We start from the raw sequence: 17163 nt of genomic DNA, 5'->3' as shown, positions 1-17163 counted from the left end.
CCGCCCCTTCGTTCAGACCGATCGTTTTTCCGCCAGCACCATATAGTTGACGTCCATGTCCTTGGAGCGTGCCCAGCGGTCGGCGAGAGGATTGTAGGTCACGCCGGTACGGTCGATGATGGTCATGGCGGCGCTGCCGAGCGCCTTTTCAAGCTCTTCGGGCCGCACCAGCTTGCCGAACTGGTGGGTGCCGCGCGGCAGCCACCGCAGCACATATTCGGCGCCGATGATGGCCAGGCCCAGTGCCTTCAGCGTGCGGTTGATGGTAGCCACGAACATGATGCCGCCGGGCTTGACCATCTCGCCGCACTTGCCGATGAACAGGTCGACATCGGCAACATGCTCGACAACTTCCATGTTGAGGACGACGTCGAATTTCTCGCCGGAATCGGCCAAATCCTCAGCGGTCGTAGCGCGATAATCCACCGTCACGCCGCCTTCGGCCGCGTGCAGCTTCGCCACCTCGATGTTGGTTGCCGAGGCGTCGGCGCCGACCACTTCGGCGCCAAGCCTTGCCATCGGCTCGCACAATAACCCACCGCCGCAGCCGATATCGAGGAAACGCAGGCCTTCGAACGGCCGCGCCGCCCGCGGATCGCGGCCAAAGCGCGCCGCCACCTGGTCCCGGATATAGGCAAGCCGGACCGGGTTGAATTTGTGCAGCGGACGGAATTTGCCGTTCGGGTTCCACCATTCGGCGGCAAGCGCGGAAAAGCGTTCCACTTCTCCGGCATCGATTGTCGATCGTCGGGCCTCTGGCATGGGGCGGGTCTCCTCGGACGCTAGGAAGTCGGGTGCCGGGGCAAGAAAGTCAAGGACGGTTTTTGCGACTGCTGGCTAGTCGACCTATGGCCTCGAGATCACAATTGCCGAATGTTCCATCGCAACACTTGCGGGATCGATGGCCCGCATCGCTTCGCAATCGCCGATCTCGGCCATGATGCGGCCCGCGGCGGCGAGAGCCTGCTCGCGACTTCGCCAGCGCACCACATCGACCCATCCGCCATCGTCCCGCCGCGCCAGGCAGCGGTTTACGAAACCAGGTTGCCGCGCCAGCCAGTCGGCGACCAGGTTGTTGGCGGCGGCAAAGGCCGCTTCCGCTCCAGGCTTGAGGCGAAAGGTGACGATTTCCAGGGTCTCGGTCATCTTGCGTCCAGCACGTCGCGCAATTTCGCCGCCAGCTGCTCGATGGTGAAGGGCTTGGCCAGGAAATGCACGTCATGGTCGAGCACGCCATTGTGGACGACGGCGTTCCTGGTGAAGCCGGTGGTGAAGATCACCTTCAGCTTCGGCATGCGCGCCAGCGCCTCCTCGGCGAGCTTGCGCCCATTCATCACCGGCATGACGATATCGGTGAACATGAGCGCCACACCAGGGTTGTCGCCCAGCTTTTCCAGCGCTTCCTGGCCGCTTGCGGCATGAATGACGGTGTAGCCGAGTTCGCGCATGGCATCGGTGGTGGAAGCCCGCACGCGTGGATCGTCCTCCACGACAAGGATGGTTTCGGTGACCGGCACGGCAGGATTTCCGGCTCGTTCCGAAGATATGGCGGCCTCTTCCGGGCCGAAGAAGCGCGGCAGGTAGATCCTGATCGTGGTGCCTTGGCCGGGTTCCGAGTAGATCTTGACGTGTCCGCCGGACTGTTTGACGAAGCCGAACACTTGGCTCAGCCCGAGGCCGGTGCCCTTGTCGACCGGCTTGGTGGTGAAAAATGGCTCGAAAGCCCGCTCCATGACGTCCGCCGGCATGCCGGCGCCGGTGTCGCTGACCGCGATCATCACATACTGGCCGTCTTTGACCTCGGCATGGGTGGCGGCGTAGCTCTCGTCGAGGTGGCTGTTGGCGGTCTCGATGGTCATCTTGCCGTCCTCGCTCATGGCGTCGCGCGCATTGACCGCCAGATTGAGAATGGCATTTTCGAGCTGGCTCGGATCGGCATGGGTCTTCCACAGGCCGCCAGCCAGCACGGTTTCGATGCGGATGGTTTCGCCGAGCGCCCGCCGAAGCAGGTCCGACATGCCGGCGACCAGACGATTGGCGTCTACAACCTGAGGCGCGAGCGGCTGCTGGCGCGAGAAGGCAAGCAGCCGTGACGTCAAGTTTGCGGCCCGGGTCGCCGCATCGGTCGCCGCTTCGATGAATTTCATGATGTCGTGCTCGCCCCGCGCCAGCTTGCGCTGGGCGAGGTTCATGGCGCTGATGATCACCGCCAGCATGTTGTTGAAATCGTGGGCGATACCGCCGGTCAGCTGGCCCACAGCCTCCATCTTCTGCATCTGGCGGATCTGCGATTCGGCCTTTTCACGCGTCTGAATTTCGTTGCCGAGCTCGATGTTCTTGCGCATCAGCTCTTCCTGGGCGATGGCCACTGCGCGGAACCGGCGGCGCGAAAGGCGAACCGTGTAGGCGCCAAGCAGGAAGATCGCCAGCAGCGCCGCTATCGAGCCGATTCGCAGCCAGTTTTCGACCCGGTCGGTATGAGCGTCGCGCGCGGCGATGGCTGCGCCGCCAATGCGCCGGATCGTGTCCATGCTGGCCCGGATCTGGTCCATGGCGGCCTTGCCCTGGCCGCTGCGGACCAGTTCCAGAGCTTTTGCCGCATCGCCGCGATCGTAGAGTGCAATCGTCTCAGCCAATTCGGCCTGGTTTTGTGAAAGCGCGTCCTTGACGTGGTTGATCTGCTGCACGAGTTCGTCGTCCGGCGCGGTCATGCCGTCGATGCGGGCAAGCTGGCCCGGAATGGCGTCGACCGCCTGCCGATAAGGCTGGAGGTAGGATTTCTCGCCGGTCAGGAGATAGCCGCGCTGGCTGGTCTCGGCCTCCTGAGCCATCGCAAGCAAACCGGAAAGCAATTCCTGATACTCGACCGCCTCGCGCGCGGCCTCACGATTGGCTCTCTGGGTCTCGACCAGCACGGCGCGTGTGCCGACGATCAACGCCAGCACGGCGAAGCCGATGAACAGCGGCAGCGATTGCCACCGCATGGCGCGTCGAAGGCGAACAATCATTCGATATGCCGGACCAAAAGGAGTTTCCCGCGGGCAGCATTTGGTAAGCGGCGGCGGGGCCGAACGCAATATGCCGCGATCCTGAAGCCGGCATCCGCCGCCAGCCTTGCGAAACCGTGATCATTTGGCTAAGGAGGCGCGCATTCAGCGGCCGGCTTCTGTCGAGCGCTTACTTCCCCTTTCGGTCCTGGGCCGGCTTCAGTCAAAGGCATTTCGCTTCCATGGCGCGCATCGTGATGAAATTCGGCGGAACCTCCGTCGCCGACATCGCCCGCATCCGCAATGTGGCGCGTCACGTCAAACGCGAGGTCGATGCCGGCCATGAGGTCGCTGTCGTGGTTTCGGCGATGGCGGGCAAGACCAACGAACTGGTTGGCTGGACGCGCGAAGCCTCGCCCATGCACGACGCGCGCGAGTATGACGCCGTGGTCGCCTCGGGCGAGCAGGTGACTGCCGGCCTGCTGGCGATCACACTGCAGAATATGGGCGTCCATGCCCGCTCCTGGCAGGGCTGGCAGATCCCGATCAAGACCGACAACGCGCATGGCGCGGCGCGCATCCTCGACATTGACGGCGCGTTCCTGATCAAGCGCTTCGGCGAGGGCCAGGTGGCTGTCGTCGCCGGCTTCCAGGGCATCGGCCCGGACAACCGCATCGCCACGCTCGGCCGCGGCGGCTCCGACACAAGCGCGGTGGCCATTGCCGCGGCGGTCAAGGCCGACCGCTGCGACATCTACACCGATGTCGACGGCGTCTACACCACCGATCCGCGCATCGAGCCGAAGGCGCGGCGGCTCAACAAGATTTCGTTCGAGGAAATGCTCGAAATGGCCTCGCTCGGCGCCAAGGTCTTGCAGGTGCGCTCGGTCGAGCTTGCCATGGTGCACAGGGTGCGTACGTTCGTGCGGTCGTCCTTCGACGATCCCGATGCGCCCGGAATGGGGGATTTGCTCAATCCTCCGGGAACGCTCATTTGCGACGAGGAAGAGATCGTGGAACAGCAGGTCGTCACCGGAATTGCCTACGCCAAGGACGAAGCGCAGATTTCTCTGCGCCGCGTCGGCGACCGCCCGGGCGTTGCCGCCGGCATTTTCGGCCCGCTGGCCGAGGCCAACATCAACGTCGACATGATCGTCCAGAACATCTCAGAGGACGGCAAGTTCACCGACATGACCTTCACCGTGCCGTCCGGCGACGTGGACAAGGCGCTGGCCGTGCTGGAGCGTCTGAAGGCTTCGATCGGCTATGACGTGGTGCAGTCGGAAGCCGGCATGTCGAAGGTTTCGGTCATCGGCATCGGCATGCGCAGCCATGCCGGTGTGGCCGCCACCGCTTTCAAGGCGCTGGCCGACAAGGCGATCAACATCCGCGCCATCACCACCTCCGAGATCAAGATTTCGATACTGATCGACGGTCCCTACACGGAACTTGCGGTTCGCACTTTGCATTCCGTGTACGGTCTGGATAAGCAGTAGCGAGAACGATTTGAGTTGTTGCGTGTGCGCCGGTGGCAGTGGAAACTGCGGCGGGCAAAATGCCCATTGGAGAAGAAGCCGCGATGCGTGATACGGCCAGTGGCCCGCGCGTTCTGCTGAAACGGCTCCGCGAGCTCATGCAGGAGCCGCTGGAGCCGCAGGAGCGGCTCGACCGGATCGTGCGCGACATCGCCTCCAACATGGTCGCCGAGGTCTGCTCGCTCTATGTGCTGCGCGCCGATTCGGTGCTCGAACTCTATGCCACCGAAGGTCTGAACCCGAACGCCGTCCATTTGGCGCAGCTGCGGCTGGGGCAGGGCCTCGTCGGCACCATTGCCGCCAGCGCGCGGCCGCTCAACCTCTCCAATGCGCAGGAACATCCGGCCTTCGCCTACCTGCCGGAGACCGGCGAAGAGATCTACAATTCCTTCCTAGGCGTGCCGGTACTAAGGGCAGGGCGCACGCTCGGCGTGCTGGTGGTGCAGAACAAGACCATGCGCCACTACCGCGACGACGAGGTCGAGGCGCTGGAAACGACCGCCATGGTGATCGCCGAGATGATCGCCACCGGCGATCTCGCGCGCCTGACCCGGCCCGGCCTCGAACTCGATCTGCGCCGTCCCGTCAGCTTTACCGGCCTGTCCTTCAACGAGGGCGTCGGCCTCGGCCATGTCGTGCTGCATGAGCCACGCATCGTCGTCACCAATCTGTTCAACGAGGACAGTGAGGAAGAGGTGCGCCGGCTGGAGACGTCGCTCGGTTCGCTCAGGCTTTCTATCGACGACATGCTGGAGCGGCGCGATGTCGCCTTCGAGGGCGAACATCGCGAGGTGCTCGAGGCGTATCGCATGTTTGCCAACGACCGCGGCTGGGTGCGCCGGCTGGAAGAGGCGATCCGCAACGGCCTGACAGCGGAAGCGGCGGTGGAAAAGGTCCAAAGCGACATGCGCGCCCGCATGCTGCACATGACCGATCCTTATTTGCGCGAGAGGATGAGCGACTTCGACGATCTCGCCAACCGGCTGCTGCGCCAGCTGATGGGGCGCGGGCCTGACGACGTCGCGGCGTCACTGCCGAAGGATGCCATCCTGGTCGCGCGCTCGATGGGCGCGGCCGAACTGCTTGATTATCCCAGGGACAAGCTGCGCGGCGTGGTGCTGGAAGACGGCGCTGCCACCAGCCATGTCGTCATCGTAGCGCGCGCCATGGGCATTCCGGTCGCCGGCCAGATGAAGGGCGCCGTTTCCATGGCGGAAAACGGCGATGCCATCATCGTCGACGGCGAGGAAGGCACCATCCATCTGCGGCCGCAGCCCGACCTCGAAGCCGCCTATGCCGAAAAAGTGCGCTTCCGGGCGCGCCGGCAGGAAGTCTACCGGGAACTGCGCAAGAAGCCGTCGGTGACCAAGGACGGCGTCCAGGTCGACCTGCTGATGAATGCGGGCCTGGCCGTCGACCTGCCGCAGCTGGCCGAGGCGGGTGCGGCCGGCATCGGCCTGTTCCGCACCGAATTGCAGTTCATGGTCGCCTCGACCTTCCCGCGCGCCGAGGCGCAGGAGCGGCTCTACCGCGACGTGCTGGACGCGGCGCGTGGCAAGCCGGTCACCTTCCGCACCATCGACATCGGCGGCGACAAGGTGCTGCCCTACTTCAAGGGCGCTGTCCAGGAAGAAAACCCTGCGCTCGGCTGGCGCGCGATCCGGCTGACGCTCGACCGGCCGGGTCTGCTCAGGACCCAGATCCGCGCTCTGCTGAAGGCCTGCGGCGGGCGCGAACTGAAGCTGATGCTGCCGATGGTGACCGAGCTCGGCGAAATCGCCCAGGCGCGCGAGATCATCGACCGCGAAGTGCGGCATCTCTCCCGCTTTGCCCACCATCTGCCGACCAGCCTCAAGGTGGGCGCCATGCTGGAAGTGCCGTCGCTGCTGTTCCAGCTCGACGAGTTGATGAAGGCGGTCGATTTCGTCTCGGTCGGCTCCAACGACCTGTTCCAGTTCGTCATGGCGGTCGATCGGGGGAACACGCAGCTCTCCGACCGCTTCGACACGCTGTCGACGCCGTTCCTGCGGGTTCTGAAGCAGATCGCCGACGCCGGGGTTCGCAACCACACGCCGGTGACGCTGTGCGGCGAGCTTGCCGGAAAACCCATTTCCGCCATGGCGCTGATCGGCCTCGGCTACCGCTCGATCTCGATGTCTCCAGCCTCGATCGGCCCGGTCAAGGCGATGTTGACCGAACTGCCACTGGAGGAATTGGAGGCTTTCTTTGCCGACAATCTGATGGCGCCAGCTCAAGGGCTGCCGATGCGGGCGCTGCTGCAGGCCTTCGCCGACGACCGCTCCATCCCGCTATAGCATTAGCCATGGTCAATCTTCCCCGCGAGCGTATGGATCAGGTCGTCAAGCGTTTCGAGATGCTCGAAGCGCAGATGTCGGCCGGCCCGGCGGCCGATGCCTATGTGAAGATGGCCTCGGAATATGCCGAGCTGCAGGACATGGTGGCCAAGGTCAGGGAACTGCGCTCAGTCGAGCGCGAGCAAGCCGACCTCGAGGCGATGCTTGCCGACAAGGGCACCGACGCAGAGATGCGGGCCTTGGCGGAGGCAGATTTGCCGGGCGTCGAAGCGCGTATCGAAGAGCTGCAGAAGGACATCCAGATCCTGCTGTTGCCCAAGGACGCGGCCGACGACAAGAACGCCATCCTTGAAATCCGCGCCGGCACCGGCGGCGATGAGGCGGCATTGTTCGCCGGCGACCTGTTTCGCATGTATGAGCGCTATGCCGCCGAACGCGGCTGGCGCTTCGAGACGGTGTCGGCCAGCGACGGCGATGCCGGCGGCTTCAAGGAAATCATCGCCACCATTTCCGGTAGGGGAGTCTTTGCCCATCTGAAATTTGAATCCGGCGTGCACCGCGTGCAGCGCGTGCCGGCGACCGAGGCCAGCGGGCGCATCCACACTTCGGCGGCGACGGTTGCCGTACTGCCGGAGGCCGAAGAGGTCGACATCGACATTCGCGCCGAAGACATCCGTATCGACACGATGCGCGCCTCGGGTTCGGGCGGCCAGCACGTCAACACCACCGATTCTGCGGTGCGCATCACCCATTTGCCGACCGGCATCATGGTGGTGCAGGCGGAGAAGTCGCAGCATCAGAACCGGGCGAAAGCCATGCAGATTCTGCGTGCGCGGCTTTACGACCTCGAGCGCAGCAAGGCGGACGAGGAGCGCTCGGAGTCACGCAAATCGCAGGTTGGTTCGGGCGACCGTTCGGAGCGCATCCGCACCTACAACTTCCCGCAGGGCCGCCTTACCGACCATCGTATCAACCTGACGCTCTACAAGCTCGACCGGGTGATGATGGGCGAGCTCGATGAGGTCATCAATGCGCTGATCGCCGACCATCAGTCGAAGCTGCTCGCCGATATTGGCCTCGATGGCTGACATGTTGCCCGGCGCGCTCGGGCCGTTGTTGCGGGTGGCGCGGGAGCGGCTTGCCGCGGCCGGCCTTTCCGACCCGGCGCTGGATGCCAGGCTTATCGTCGAGCATTTTTCCCGCACGGACCGTACGCAGGCGATCGCCGACCCGCAACGGACGGTCGATGCGGGTGCGGTTGCCGCAATCGGCGCTGCTCTGCAGCGCCGCATGGCCGGCGAACCGGTTCACCGCATCCTCGGGTTTCGCGAGTTTTACGGCCTGCGGCTGTCGCTGTCGCCGGAAACGCTGGAGCCGCGGCCGGACACCGAAACGCTGGTCGAGGCGATCCTGCCTTTTGCCGGCGCGACGGCCGAAAGGCTGGGGGAATGCCGTATCCTCGATCTCGGCACCGGTACCGGCGCGATTGCGCTGGCGCTGCTCAGCGCGGTTCCGGCCGCGACCGCCACCGGGGTCGATATTTCACAAGACGCGCTGGCAACCGCGATACGCAATGCCGAGCAACTCGGACTCGCCGGCCGGTTCGTGGGGCTGCAGTCTGACTGGTTCGAAAAAGTTTCGGGCCGATACCATGTAATTGCCGCAAACCCTCCCTATATATCGTCTAGAGACATTGGAAATCTGCAGGACGAGGTCCGCGATTTCGATCCGCACAGAGCCCTTGATGGCGGTGTGGACGGTCTTGGCCCCTACAGGATCATCGCCGCCGAGGCGGCAAAGTTTCTGGAAGCAGAAGGCAAGATAGCGGTCGAGATCGGCCACACGCAGCGCAATGAGGTCAAAGACATATTCGCGGCAGCCGGCTACAGGCTGGCCGGGGCATTTGTCGATCTTGGCGGAAACGACAGGGTTCTTATGTTTGAACAGGGAAAGCCTTGACGCAGTGCAAAAAAGCGCTTGGCAATGCCGGGGAATGCGGCTAGGGTCCGCCCTAACCGGATGAGACGAAGCAGGCAGTGCTCTTAGCGATTCGGTTTTCCTTGGAAATAGCTGCCTTCTTGCGCAAACGACGCCCAAGCTTCGTGCGGGAATCGTCCGGCAAGTGATGTAACCGGAACAGGATGACACGTGGCGCCAACGCAATTGATGCGGGCGAACGCCGGTGAAGAAACGAAACGGCTGGCTGCATGAGCGCCTCCGTTCGTGAAACGTTTTTCGAAAATTTCAAAATGAAGAGAGTCTTATGAGGCCACAACAGCAGAACAGGCGCATGCGCGGTCGCAACAACAATGGCGGCGGCGGTGGCAACAACAATAACAACAACAACAACCGCAAGGGCCCAAATCCCCTGACGCGCAACTACGAGAGCAACGGCCCGGACGTGAAAATCCGTGGATCGGCTCAGCAGATCGCCGAAAAATACGCCACTCTGGCCCGTGATGCGCAAAGCTCCGGCGACCGGGTTATGGCGGAAAATTACCTCCAGCACGCCGAGCACTACAACCGCATCATTGCCGCCGCACAGGCGCAGATGCCGATCCAGAATGCCCCGCAGAACCGCGACGAATTCGACGACGATGAAGATCGCGACGATTTTGACAATGCCGGCAGCGGCAATGGCGGCGAGACTCAAGCGCCGATGGCGAACCACGGCAACGGTCCGCAGCCGACGATTGAGGGCACGCCGGCCGAACTCGCATACGGCCAGGAAAACGGCCGCGAGAACAACAGTGGCCGTGACAATAATGGCCGTGACAATAATGGCCGCAACAACAACGGCCGCGACAACAATGGCCGCAACCGTGACCGCCGCCCCAATGGCGGCTATGGCCAGAACGACCAGCGTGGCGACTTTGCCCAGCGTGGCGAGCAGAACGGCCAGCGCGGCGACCAGCAGCGCTTCACCGAAACCCCGGCACAGGCGGAAACCGTTTCCGCGGTTGAGCCCGAAGCCGAGAGCGGTTTCTCCGAGCCGGCGCCGCTGTACGAAAACCTGTCGCCGGCGGCTCTTGCCGCCCGGGCCGAACTCAATGAGGCAGCCGCCGAGAGCGGCGCTGCCCGTCGCCCGCGGCGTCCGCGCCGCCCGCGCAACAATGCCGATCAGGTCGGTGACGAACAGTCTGGTGGTGGCCAGGTGGTGGATGGCGCCGGCGAGACCGCTGCCGCTGTTGACGTGGTGGATGCGGCGCCGGCCGAAAGCCCTGCCGGCGACCTGTTCGCCGTCGACGCCAACAACTGACCCACAAGACATAAGTCGATGAAACGGCGGAGAGAAATCTCCGCCGTTTTCGTTTGCTCGGCCATGCAATATCATCAGCCGGACGTCTTGAGCGGCAATGGCTTGCGCCCCATATCTGGCGTGAACTGGACCCGGCTCGGATGAGCGGGTCCGTCACCGCAATCTGATCCGGTGCCGCAAAGCGGGCCGGTGATGGAAGGAGACAGATATGAACCTCGAGAAATACTCCGAGCGCGTCCGCGGATTCATTCAGTCCGCCCAGACCATGGCGCTCTCGCGCAATCACCAGCAATTCACTCCCGAACATATGCTGAAGGTCCTCGTCGATGACGATGAGGGGCTGGCCGCCTCGCTGATCGAGCGCGCCGGCGGCAACGTGCGCGACGTCAAGCTTGGCGTCGAGACCGCCCTTGAGGCCATGCCGAAGGTGGAAGGCGGCAACGGCCAGCTTTATCTGGCGCAGCCGCTGGCCAAGGTGTTTTCGACCGCCGAGGAATTGGCCAAGAAAGCCGGCGACAGTTTTGTCACGGTCGAGCGGCTGCTGCAGGCGCTGGCGATGGAGAAGTCGGCCAAGACGGCCGATATCCTGTCCAAGGCCGGCGTCACAGCGCAGGCGCTGAACCAGGTGATCAACGACGTCCGCAAGGGCCGTACCGCCGATTCGGCGAGCGCCGAGCAGGGCTATGACGCGCTGAAGAAATACGCGCGCGACCTCACCGCCGATGCCCGCGCCGGCAAGCTCGACCCTGTGATTGGCCGTGACGACGAGATCCGCCGCACCATCCAGGTGCTGTCGCGGCGTACCAAGAACAACCCGGTGCTGATCGGCGAGCCGGGCGTCGGCAAAACGGCGATCGCCGAAGGTCTGGCGCTGCGCATCGTCAATGGCGACGTGCCCGAATCGCTGAAGGACAAGCAGTTGATGGCGCTCGACATGGGCGCGCTGATTGCCGGCGCCAAATATCGCGGCGAGTTCGAGGAGCGGCTGAAGGCCGTGCTCAACGAAGTCACCTCGGCGGCCGGCGGCATCATCCTGTTCATCGACGAGATGCACACGCTGGTCGGCGCCGGCAAGGCCGATGGCGCCATGGACGCTTCGAACCTGTTGAAGCCGGCGCTGGCGCGCGGCGAACTGCACTGCGTCGGCGCGACCACGCTCGATGAATACAGGAAGCATGTCGAGAAGGACGCGGCCCTTGCCCGCCGGTTCCAGCCGGTCTTCGTCAACGAGCCGTCGGTGGAAGACACCGTGTCGATCCTGCGTGGCCTGAAGGAGAAGTACGAGCAGCACCACAAGGTGCGCATCTCGGATTCGGCGCTGGTCGCGGCGGCGACCTTGTCCAACCGCTACATCGCCGACCGTTTCCTGCCGGACAAGGCGATCGACCTTGTCGACGAAGCCGCGTCGCGGCTGAGGATGCAGGTCGATTCCAAGCCCGAGGCGCTGGACGAAATCGATCGCCGCATCATGCAGCTCAAGATCGAGCGCGAGGCACTGAAGGTCGAGAAGGACGAGGCGTCAAAGGACCGGCTCGCGCGTCTCGAAAAGGAACTCGTCGGCCTCGAGGAGGAATCGACCGAGATCACCGCCAAATGGCAGTCGGAGAAGCAGAAGCTTGGCCTCGCCGCTGACCTCAAGAAGCAGCTCGACGCGGCCCGCAACGACCTCGCCATTGCCCAGCGCAAGGGTGAATTCCAGCGCGCCGGCGAGCTTGCCTATGGCAAGATCCCGGAACTGGAAAAGAAGCTGAAGGAAGCCGAAGCCCAGGACGGCAAGGCCGGCATGGTCGAAGAGGTGGTCACGCCCGACCACGTCGCCCATATCGTGTCGCGTTGGACCGGCATTCCGGTCGACAAGATGCTGCAGGGCGAGCGCGACAAGCTGCTGCGCATGGAAGACGAGATCGGCAAGCGAGTCGTCGGCCAGGGCGAAGCGGTACAGGCGGTGTCCAAGGCCGTGCGTCGTGCCCGGGCCGGGCTGCAGGATCCGAACCGGCCGATCGGCTCGTTCATGTTCCTCGGACCGACCGGCGTCGGCAAGACCGAACTGACCAAGGCGCTGGCCAATTTCCTGTTCGACGACGAGAGCGCCATGGTGCGCATCGACATGTCGGAATACATGGAGAAGCACTCGGTCGCCCGGCTGATCGGAGCGCCTCCCGGTTATGTCGGCTATGAGGAAGGCGGTGCGCTGACCGAAGCGGTGCGGCGCCGGCCCTATCAGGTTGTGCTGTTCGACGAGATCGAGAAGGCGCATCCGGATGTCTTCAACGTGCTGTTGCAGGTGCTCGACGACGGGCGGCTGACCGACGGGCAGGGCCGCACGGTCGACTTCCGCAACACGCTGATCGTCATGACGTCGAACCTCGGCGCCGAATATCTGGTCAATCTCGGCGAAGAGCAGGACGTCGATGCCGTGCGCGACGAGGTTATGAGCGTGGTGAGAGCCTCGTTCAGGCCGGAGTTCCTCAACCGCGTCGACGAGGTGATCCTGTTCCACCGGCTGCGCCGGCAGGATATGGGCCGCATCGTCGAGATCCAGCTCAAGCGGCTGGAAAGCCTGCTCGCCGACCGCAAGATCACACTGTCGCTCGACCAGGAATCGATCGACTGGCTGGCGGCGAAGGGCTACGACCCGGCCTATGGCGCGCGGCCGCTGAAGCGGGTGATGCAGAAGGACCTGCAAGATCCGCTGGCGGAAAAAATCCTGCTTGGCGAGATACTCGACGGCTCGACCGTCAAGGTCACCGCCGGCTCCGACCGGTTGAATTTCCGGTCCAGGCCCACTGTGGTGCCGACCGACGCGGCAGCCTGATCCAACGCCGCGCGTCCGACCGGACGCGCGGCATTTTCTTATGAAACAACAATCCTTTGACGGGGGTGCAGATGACGCTGGACGACTACAACAGCTTCTGCGCCTCGCTGCCGCAGACGACGCACGTCGTGCAGTGGGGCGGGGCCGATGTCTGGAAAGTCGGTGGCAAGGTCTTCACCATCGCCGGCCATGACCGGGAGGGTGGCGTCTTCGTCACCTTCAAATGCTCTGAGATGGCATATGACGTGCTGAAGGATCAGCCCGGCTGCCGGCCGGCGCCCTATCTCGCCTCGCGCGGCATGAAATGGATCCAGCGTCAGACAAGCCAGAGCATGGATGATGATGCGCTGAAGGACTATCTCGGCGAAAGCCACCGCCTCGTCGTCCTCAAGCTGACGAAGCAGACGCGCAAGGAATTGGGCCTGTAGCAACCAGTAATCCGCCATCTTCATGCCCGGTTCATGTTGGAAAGCTTATGTTGTGGTTTGCTGGCGAAGGGGTTTGCCTGCAGGCTTTTGACGATCAGGGCGTTCCTTGCGCATCCAAACGGTGGCGAGAACGTTCTGGTGGGAACACTGCCGGGCGGCGGCAATTACGCATGACCCCGAAAATCGAAATTCGATTTTCGGAAAGGATCATGCGCAGACATGAAGTGTTACAACGTCCTTTGCGCGTCCAAACGGACGCGCGGCGCTGTAAGTACCGGAGAGTTTGACCACCATGTTCCGCACGATCCTTGCCTTTTCGGTGCTCGCCGCCGGGCTGCTCACGTCCAGCGCCATGGCATCGCCGACTGTGGACAACGCACTGCCGGCCGTCCGCGCCGCCGATAGCGGCGGCATTGTGCTTGCCCAGGACGGCAATCTCGACATCTATTACGACGCCAGGGGCAACCGCGTCATCGTCGATGCCGAGACCGGCAAGGTCATTGCCATCCAGCCGCCGCAGACCAGGCTCGACCGCCGCGCGCTGCGCCGGGAAATGCGGGCACGTGAGCTTGGACGCGCACCGGTCGAAGACGACGACCGCTACTATCTCGACGATCCCGAAGACATGGCGCGTTTCCGCCGCAGGCAACTGGACGATCAGGGACGAATCCCCGGCCCGCCGGTTGATGAATACGATCCTGAAAGCGACAGATTCCTGGGGGCCGCTCCGCAGGATGATGCCAATGACAGCGACACCTATCCGGAAGCGCCGAAATCCGCTGAACCGCGGCCCCTCAAGCGCCAGCCGCTGAACGAAGCCTCTATCGATCCCGCCGAACCGGCGGCGCCCGCCGACCAGGCCGCGCTGCCGCCGAAAGCCGGTGGCAAGACCGTGGTCGATCCCTCGCTTTCACTCGGCGCACGCCAGGATGTAGCCGCCTTGCAGGTGCTGCTCGACCGCGCCGGCGCTTCACCCGGCGTCGTCGACGGGCGCTTCGGCTCCAATGTCGACAAGGCGCTTGCCGCCTATAACCAGATCACCGGCAGCAATCTGCGCTCGACCGACGCGGTCGGCATCCAGGCTGCGCTGGCGCAAACCGGTGGCGATGCTTTCGCCAATTATACGATCACGCCCGAAGACGCGGCCGGGCCTTATGTCGCCTCGATACCGGAGGATTACAGCCAGAAGGCGCAGCTCGACCGCATGGCTTACACCTCCGTCACCGAAGCCTTGGCCGAACGGTTCCACATGGACGAGAACTACCTGAAGGGGCTCAATCCCGAGGCCGACTTCAGCCGTCCCGGCACCATCATCAAGGTCGCCAATTTCGGCAGGCTGGTGGCGACGCCGGTTGCCCGCATCGTCGCCGACAAGGACAAGAAGCAGGTGTTCGCCTATGACGCCGGTGGCAAGCTGGTCGCGGCCTATCCGGCCACCATCGGTTCAGCCGACACGCCCTCGCCGACCGGCACCCATACGGTGTCGCGCGTCGCGCTCGATCCGAACTACACCTACAACCCCAGCATCAATTTCAAGCAGGGCCAGAACGATAAGATCCTGACCATCCCGCCGGGTCCGAACGGCCCGGTCGGCTCGGTGTGGATTGCGCTGGACAAGCCGACCTATGGCATTCACGGCACGCCCGATCCCTCCAAGATCGGCAAGACCGAAAGCCATGGCTGCGTGCGCCTGACCAACTGGGATGCGCGTGAACTGGCCAAGCTGGTGTCGCCGGGCGTCACCGTCGAGTTCGTCGGCGGTCCCTCGGCCGATGATGTTGCGGAGCAAGTGAGCGCTCCAGCGCAGTGATGTCGGCCTGCCCATAAGGCAGGCCGACATCTAAGCTGGATTCATGAGCGCAGGGCGCTGGCTGGTTGTTGCCGGCCCGCAACAAGTCTAAGCAGGCGCTGATGAAGTCTCCGAGTGAAGCCGCAGCCGTTCCCCTGACCAGGTCGCTTTCCAACGGTACATTTTGCCCGCAGTCGCAGCGCAAGTTCGTGCTGGTTGCGGCGATCCTTGCGTCAGCGCTCGGCTTCATCGACGGGTCGATCCTGGCCATTGCCATGCCGGCAATGCGCGTCGACCTCGGCGCCAGCCTGGCCGAGGTCCAGTGGATTTCCAACGCCTATGCGCTGACGCTGTCGGCGCTGATTCTGGCCGGCGGCGCCGCCGGCGACCGGTTTGGCCTCAGGCGCGCCTTCGTTGCCGGCATTGCGTTGTTCATCGTCGCTTCGCTGGCCTGCGCGGTGGCGCCGAATGCGCTGGTGCTCATCGCCTTTCGCGCCATTCAGGGCCTTGGTGCGGCGATCATGGTGCCGGGCAGCCTCGCCATCATCGCCAAGGCCTATCCGAAGAAGGAGCGCGGCCGGGCGATCGGCATCTGGGCCGCCGCCTCGGCGCTGACGACGGCGCTCGGTCCAGTGCTCGGTGGCTTCGTCCTGTCGGCCTTTGGCGGCGGTATCTGGCGGGCGATCTTCGCCGTCAACCTGCCGCTCGGGCTGATCTCGATCTATCTCCTGCTGGCCAAGATTCCCGCCGACGCGCCGACGGAGAAGCGAAGCCTCGATCTCGGCGGCGCCGCTCTCGCCACGCTTGCCTTCGGGGCGCTTGCCTACGGACTGACCTCGATGAGCGCCGAAGGCAGCGGGCTGATGTCGGGGCCGAGCATCGCCGCAGGCGCCGTGCTGCTTATCATCTTCATCGTCTTCGAGCTTCGGCAGCGCGAGCCGATGATCGATCTCAAGCTGTTTCGGATCGGCGCCTTCGCCGGCGCCAACCTCGCCACCTTCTTCCTGTATTTCGCGCTGTCGGCCAATCTGTTCTACCTGCCGATGCTGTTGATCGCCGGATGGGGGCTGAGCACCAAAGAGGTCGGTTTCATCTTCCTGCCGCTGTCGGCGTTGATCGCGCTGCTGTCGGGTCTCGTCGGCCAGTGGTCGGATCGCATCGGTCCGCGTTTTCCGATCGCCAGCGGCTGCCTGGTGGTCGCCATCGCCTTTGCCGGGCTGGCTTTGCTCACTCATGCCGGCATGCACAATTTCTGGACCGGTATCTTTCCGCTGATGGCGGTGATGGGGCTCGGCATGGCGCTGGTGGTGTCGCCGCTGTCGACGGCGGTCATGACCGCGGTCGAGGACAAGGATACCGGCGCCGCTTCCGGCATCAACAATGCGGTTTCGCGCATTGGCGGGCTGATTGCTGTGGCGGCGATGGGCTCGCTCGCGGCCTGGGTCTATTCGACGATGCTCGATACCAGCGTCAGGCCGGGCATTCCGGGGTTCGGAGAACCGGCATTGGCCGGCCTGGCGTCAGACCTTGATGCAACACGGCTCGCCGCCAGCGATGCGGCGTTCGCGGCCGTGTCGACAGTGACGGCCGTGCTTTGCCTCCTTGCCGCTATTATCGCCTGGGCCACCGTTTCGGGGCAAAAGCTGCCTTGGTCACGAGCCGAAGAGGAGCAGTCGACCTGATTCGGAGCCGACCCGATTCGGAATGCTCTGATGGGGCGATTATGATTCGCCGGCGCCGAGTGTGACGGCTTAAAGCGCGTCGCGCTGAAACGGATTCATACGACGCGCTTTAAGTCTTTGTTTTGACACATGTCCTTGTCCCAGAGCCGCGGCACACTTCTGGGCGACATGCATTAGCCTTCGATCTTGGCGCTCGCGACCTTCAGCGGATTGCTGTCTTCCTGCTTGAGCAGTTCATCGATGCGCTCGCGCTCGCGCTTGAAAGCGACCAGGTCGTCGCCCTTCAGCACCTTGCCGACCGGCAGACGCACGCGCATCGGGTCGACCTTGGTGCCGTTGACGATCAGCTCGTA

Annotated in this window: 13 protein-coding genes (1 of these 13 cut by a window edge); 9 read left to right on the top strand and 4 right to left on the bottom strand. The window is 63.9% G+C overall.

The features are described 5' to 3' along the window. Positions 1-12: 12 nt before the first annotated feature. The 3 genes from ubiG to NLY44_RS18490 all read right to left on the bottom strand — a co-directional run bounded on the left by ubiG (position 13) and on the right by NLY44_RS18490 (position 2984). Positions 13-762 carry a bifunctional 2-polyprenyl-6-hydroxyphenol methylase/3-demethylubiquinol 3-O-methyltransferase UbiG gene (gene ubiG / locus NLY44_RS18500; protein ID WP_023672976.1) on the bottom strand — a complete coding sequence of 250 codons (750 nt, stop codon included), beginning with the start codon at positions 760-762 and terminating at the stop codon, positions 13-15. 84 nt (positions 763-846) lie between these two features. Then, on the bottom strand, positions 847-1146 hold the full coding sequence (locus NLY44_RS18495; RefSeq protein ID WP_023685779.1) for an antibiotic biosynthesis monooxygenase: 300 nt from the start codon (positions 1144-1146) through the stop codon (positions 847-849). Beyond that, positions 1143-2984, bottom strand: a complete 1842-nt coding sequence (locus tag NLY44_RS18490) for a CHASE3 domain-containing protein (protein WP_023712843.1) — start codon at positions 2982-2984, stop codon at positions 1143-1145. Before NLY44_RS18490 ends, NLY44_RS18495 begins: the two co-directional genes overlap by 4 nt. Before the next feature lie 245 nt (positions 2985-3229). Here NLY44_RS18490 and NLY44_RS18485 point away from each other — a divergent pair, with 245 nt between their 5' ends. The 9 genes from NLY44_RS18485 (at position 3230) to NLY44_RS18445 (ending at position 16810) form a co-directional block, all read left to right on the top strand. Next, positions 3230-4483: an aspartate kinase gene (locus NLY44_RS18485; protein WP_023685777.1), complete on the top strand. Its 1254-nt coding sequence runs from the start codon at positions 3230-3232 to the stop codon at positions 4481-4483. Between the two features lie 83 nt (positions 4484-4566). Continuing rightward, on the top strand, positions 4567-6837 hold the full coding sequence (gene ptsP, locus NLY44_RS18480; protein WP_023672972.1) for a phosphoenolpyruvate--protein phosphotransferase: 2271 nt from the start codon (positions 4567-4569) through the stop codon (positions 6835-6837). A gap of 8 nt (positions 6838-6845) precedes the next feature. After that, positions 6846-7925 (top strand): peptide chain release factor 1, encoded by a 1080-nt coding sequence (gene prfA / locus NLY44_RS18475; protein WP_023672971.1) that lies wholly within the window; start codon positions 6846-6848, stop codon positions 7923-7925. After that, a complete protein-coding gene (prmC, locus tag NLY44_RS18470; protein ID WP_023804566.1) occupies positions 7918-8796 on the top strand; it encodes a peptide chain release factor N(5)-glutamine methyltransferase in 879 nt (292 codons plus the stop codon). The genes prfA and prmC overlap by 8 nt, the downstream gene beginning before the upstream one ends. A gap of 304 nt (positions 8797-9100) precedes the next feature. Beyond that, positions 9101-10096, top strand: coding sequence for a DUF4167 domain-containing protein (locus tag NLY44_RS18465; protein ID WP_023804567.1), 996 nt, complete (start codon positions 9101-9103; stop codon positions 10094-10096). A 208-nt stretch (positions 10097-10304) separates the two neighbouring features. Beyond that, positions 10305-12911 carry an ATP-dependent chaperone ClpB gene (gene clpB, locus NLY44_RS18460; protein ID WP_023804568.1) on the top strand — a complete coding sequence of 869 codons (2607 nt, stop codon included), beginning with the start codon at positions 10305-10307 and terminating at the stop codon, positions 12909-12911. A gap of 71 nt (positions 12912-12982) precedes the next feature. Beyond that, positions 12983-13339, top strand: a complete 357-nt coding sequence (locus tag NLY44_RS18455) for an MmcQ/YjbR family DNA-binding protein (RefSeq protein WP_023685771.1) — start codon at positions 12983-12985, stop codon at positions 13337-13339. Between the two features lie 292 nt (positions 13340-13631). Beyond that, a complete protein-coding gene (locus NLY44_RS18450) occupies positions 13632-15149 on the top strand; it encodes a L,D-transpeptidase family protein (RefSeq protein ID WP_023743066.1) in 1518 nt (505 codons plus the stop codon). A gap of 101 nt (positions 15150-15250) precedes the next feature. Then, positions 15251-16810 (top strand): MFS transporter, encoded by a 1560-nt coding sequence (locus NLY44_RS18445; RefSeq protein ID WP_023686665.1) that lies wholly within the window; start codon positions 15251-15253, stop codon positions 16808-16810. Positions 16811-16983: 173 nt separating this feature from the next. On the opposite strand, the gene NLY44_RS18440 is transcribed toward NLY44_RS18445, so the two are convergent. Then, a protein-coding gene (locus NLY44_RS18440) for a M23 family metallopeptidase (protein WP_023804569.1) crosses the window boundary here: on the bottom strand, positions 16984-17163 show its 3' portion. The gene runs 1791 nt beyond the window's last position; only the last 180 of its 1971 coding nucleotides appear in the window; its start codon lies beyond the right edge, outside the window; its stop codon occupies positions 16984-16986.

The sequence above is a fragment of the Mesorhizobium sp. C089B genome, assembly GCF_030323125.1.
Classification (GTDB): domain Bacteria; phylum Pseudomonadota; class Alphaproteobacteria; order Rhizobiales; family Rhizobiaceae; genus Mesorhizobium.
This window is presented reverse-complemented; position numbering and strand designations above follow the sequence as displayed.

Excerpts from the sequence above, each read along its gene's own strand:
- ubiG (WP_023672976.1), bottom strand. The coding sequence starts at position 762 with ATGCCAGAGGCCCGACGATCGACAATCGATGCCGGAGAAGTGGAACGC.
- NLY44_RS18495 (WP_023685779.1), bottom strand. The coding sequence starts at position 1,146 with ATGACCGAGACCCTGGAAATCGTCACCTTTCGCCTCAAGCCTGGAGCG.
- prmC (WP_023804566.1), top strand. The coding sequence starts at position 7,918 with ATGGCTGACATGTTGCCCGGCGCGCTCGGGCCGTTGTTGCGGGTGGCG.
- ptsP (WP_023672972.1), top strand. The coding sequence starts at position 4,567 with ATGCGTGATACGGCCAGTGGCCCGCGCGTTCTGCTGAAACGGCTCCGC.
- NLY44_RS18490 (WP_023712843.1), bottom strand. The coding sequence starts at position 2,984 with ATGCGGTGGCAATCGCTGCCGCTGTTCATCGGCTTCGCCGTGCTGGCG.
- prfA (WP_023672971.1), top strand. The coding sequence starts at position 6,846 with ATGGTCAATCTTCCCCGCGAGCGTATGGATCAGGTCGTCAAGCGTTTC.
- NLY44_RS18465 (WP_023804567.1), top strand. The coding sequence starts at position 9,101 with ATGAGGCCACAACAGCAGAACAGGCGCATGCGCGGTCGCAACAACAAT.
- NLY44_RS18485 (WP_023685777.1), top strand. The coding sequence starts at position 3,230 with ATGGCGCGCATCGTGATGAAATTCGGCGGAACCTCCGTCGCCGACATC.
- NLY44_RS18445 (WP_023686665.1), top strand. The coding sequence starts at position 15,251 with ATGAAGTCTCCGAGTGAAGCCGCAGCCGTTCCCCTGACCAGGTCGCTT.
- NLY44_RS18455 (WP_023685771.1), top strand. The coding sequence starts at position 12,983 with ATGACGCTGGACGACTACAACAGCTTCTGCGCCTCGCTGCCGCAGACG.
- NLY44_RS18450 (WP_023743066.1), top strand. The coding sequence starts at position 13,632 with ATGTTCCGCACGATCCTTGCCTTTTCGGTGCTCGCCGCCGGGCTGCTC.
- clpB (WP_023804568.1), top strand. The coding sequence starts at position 10,305 with ATGAACCTCGAGAAATACTCCGAGCGCGTCCGCGGATTCATTCAGTCC.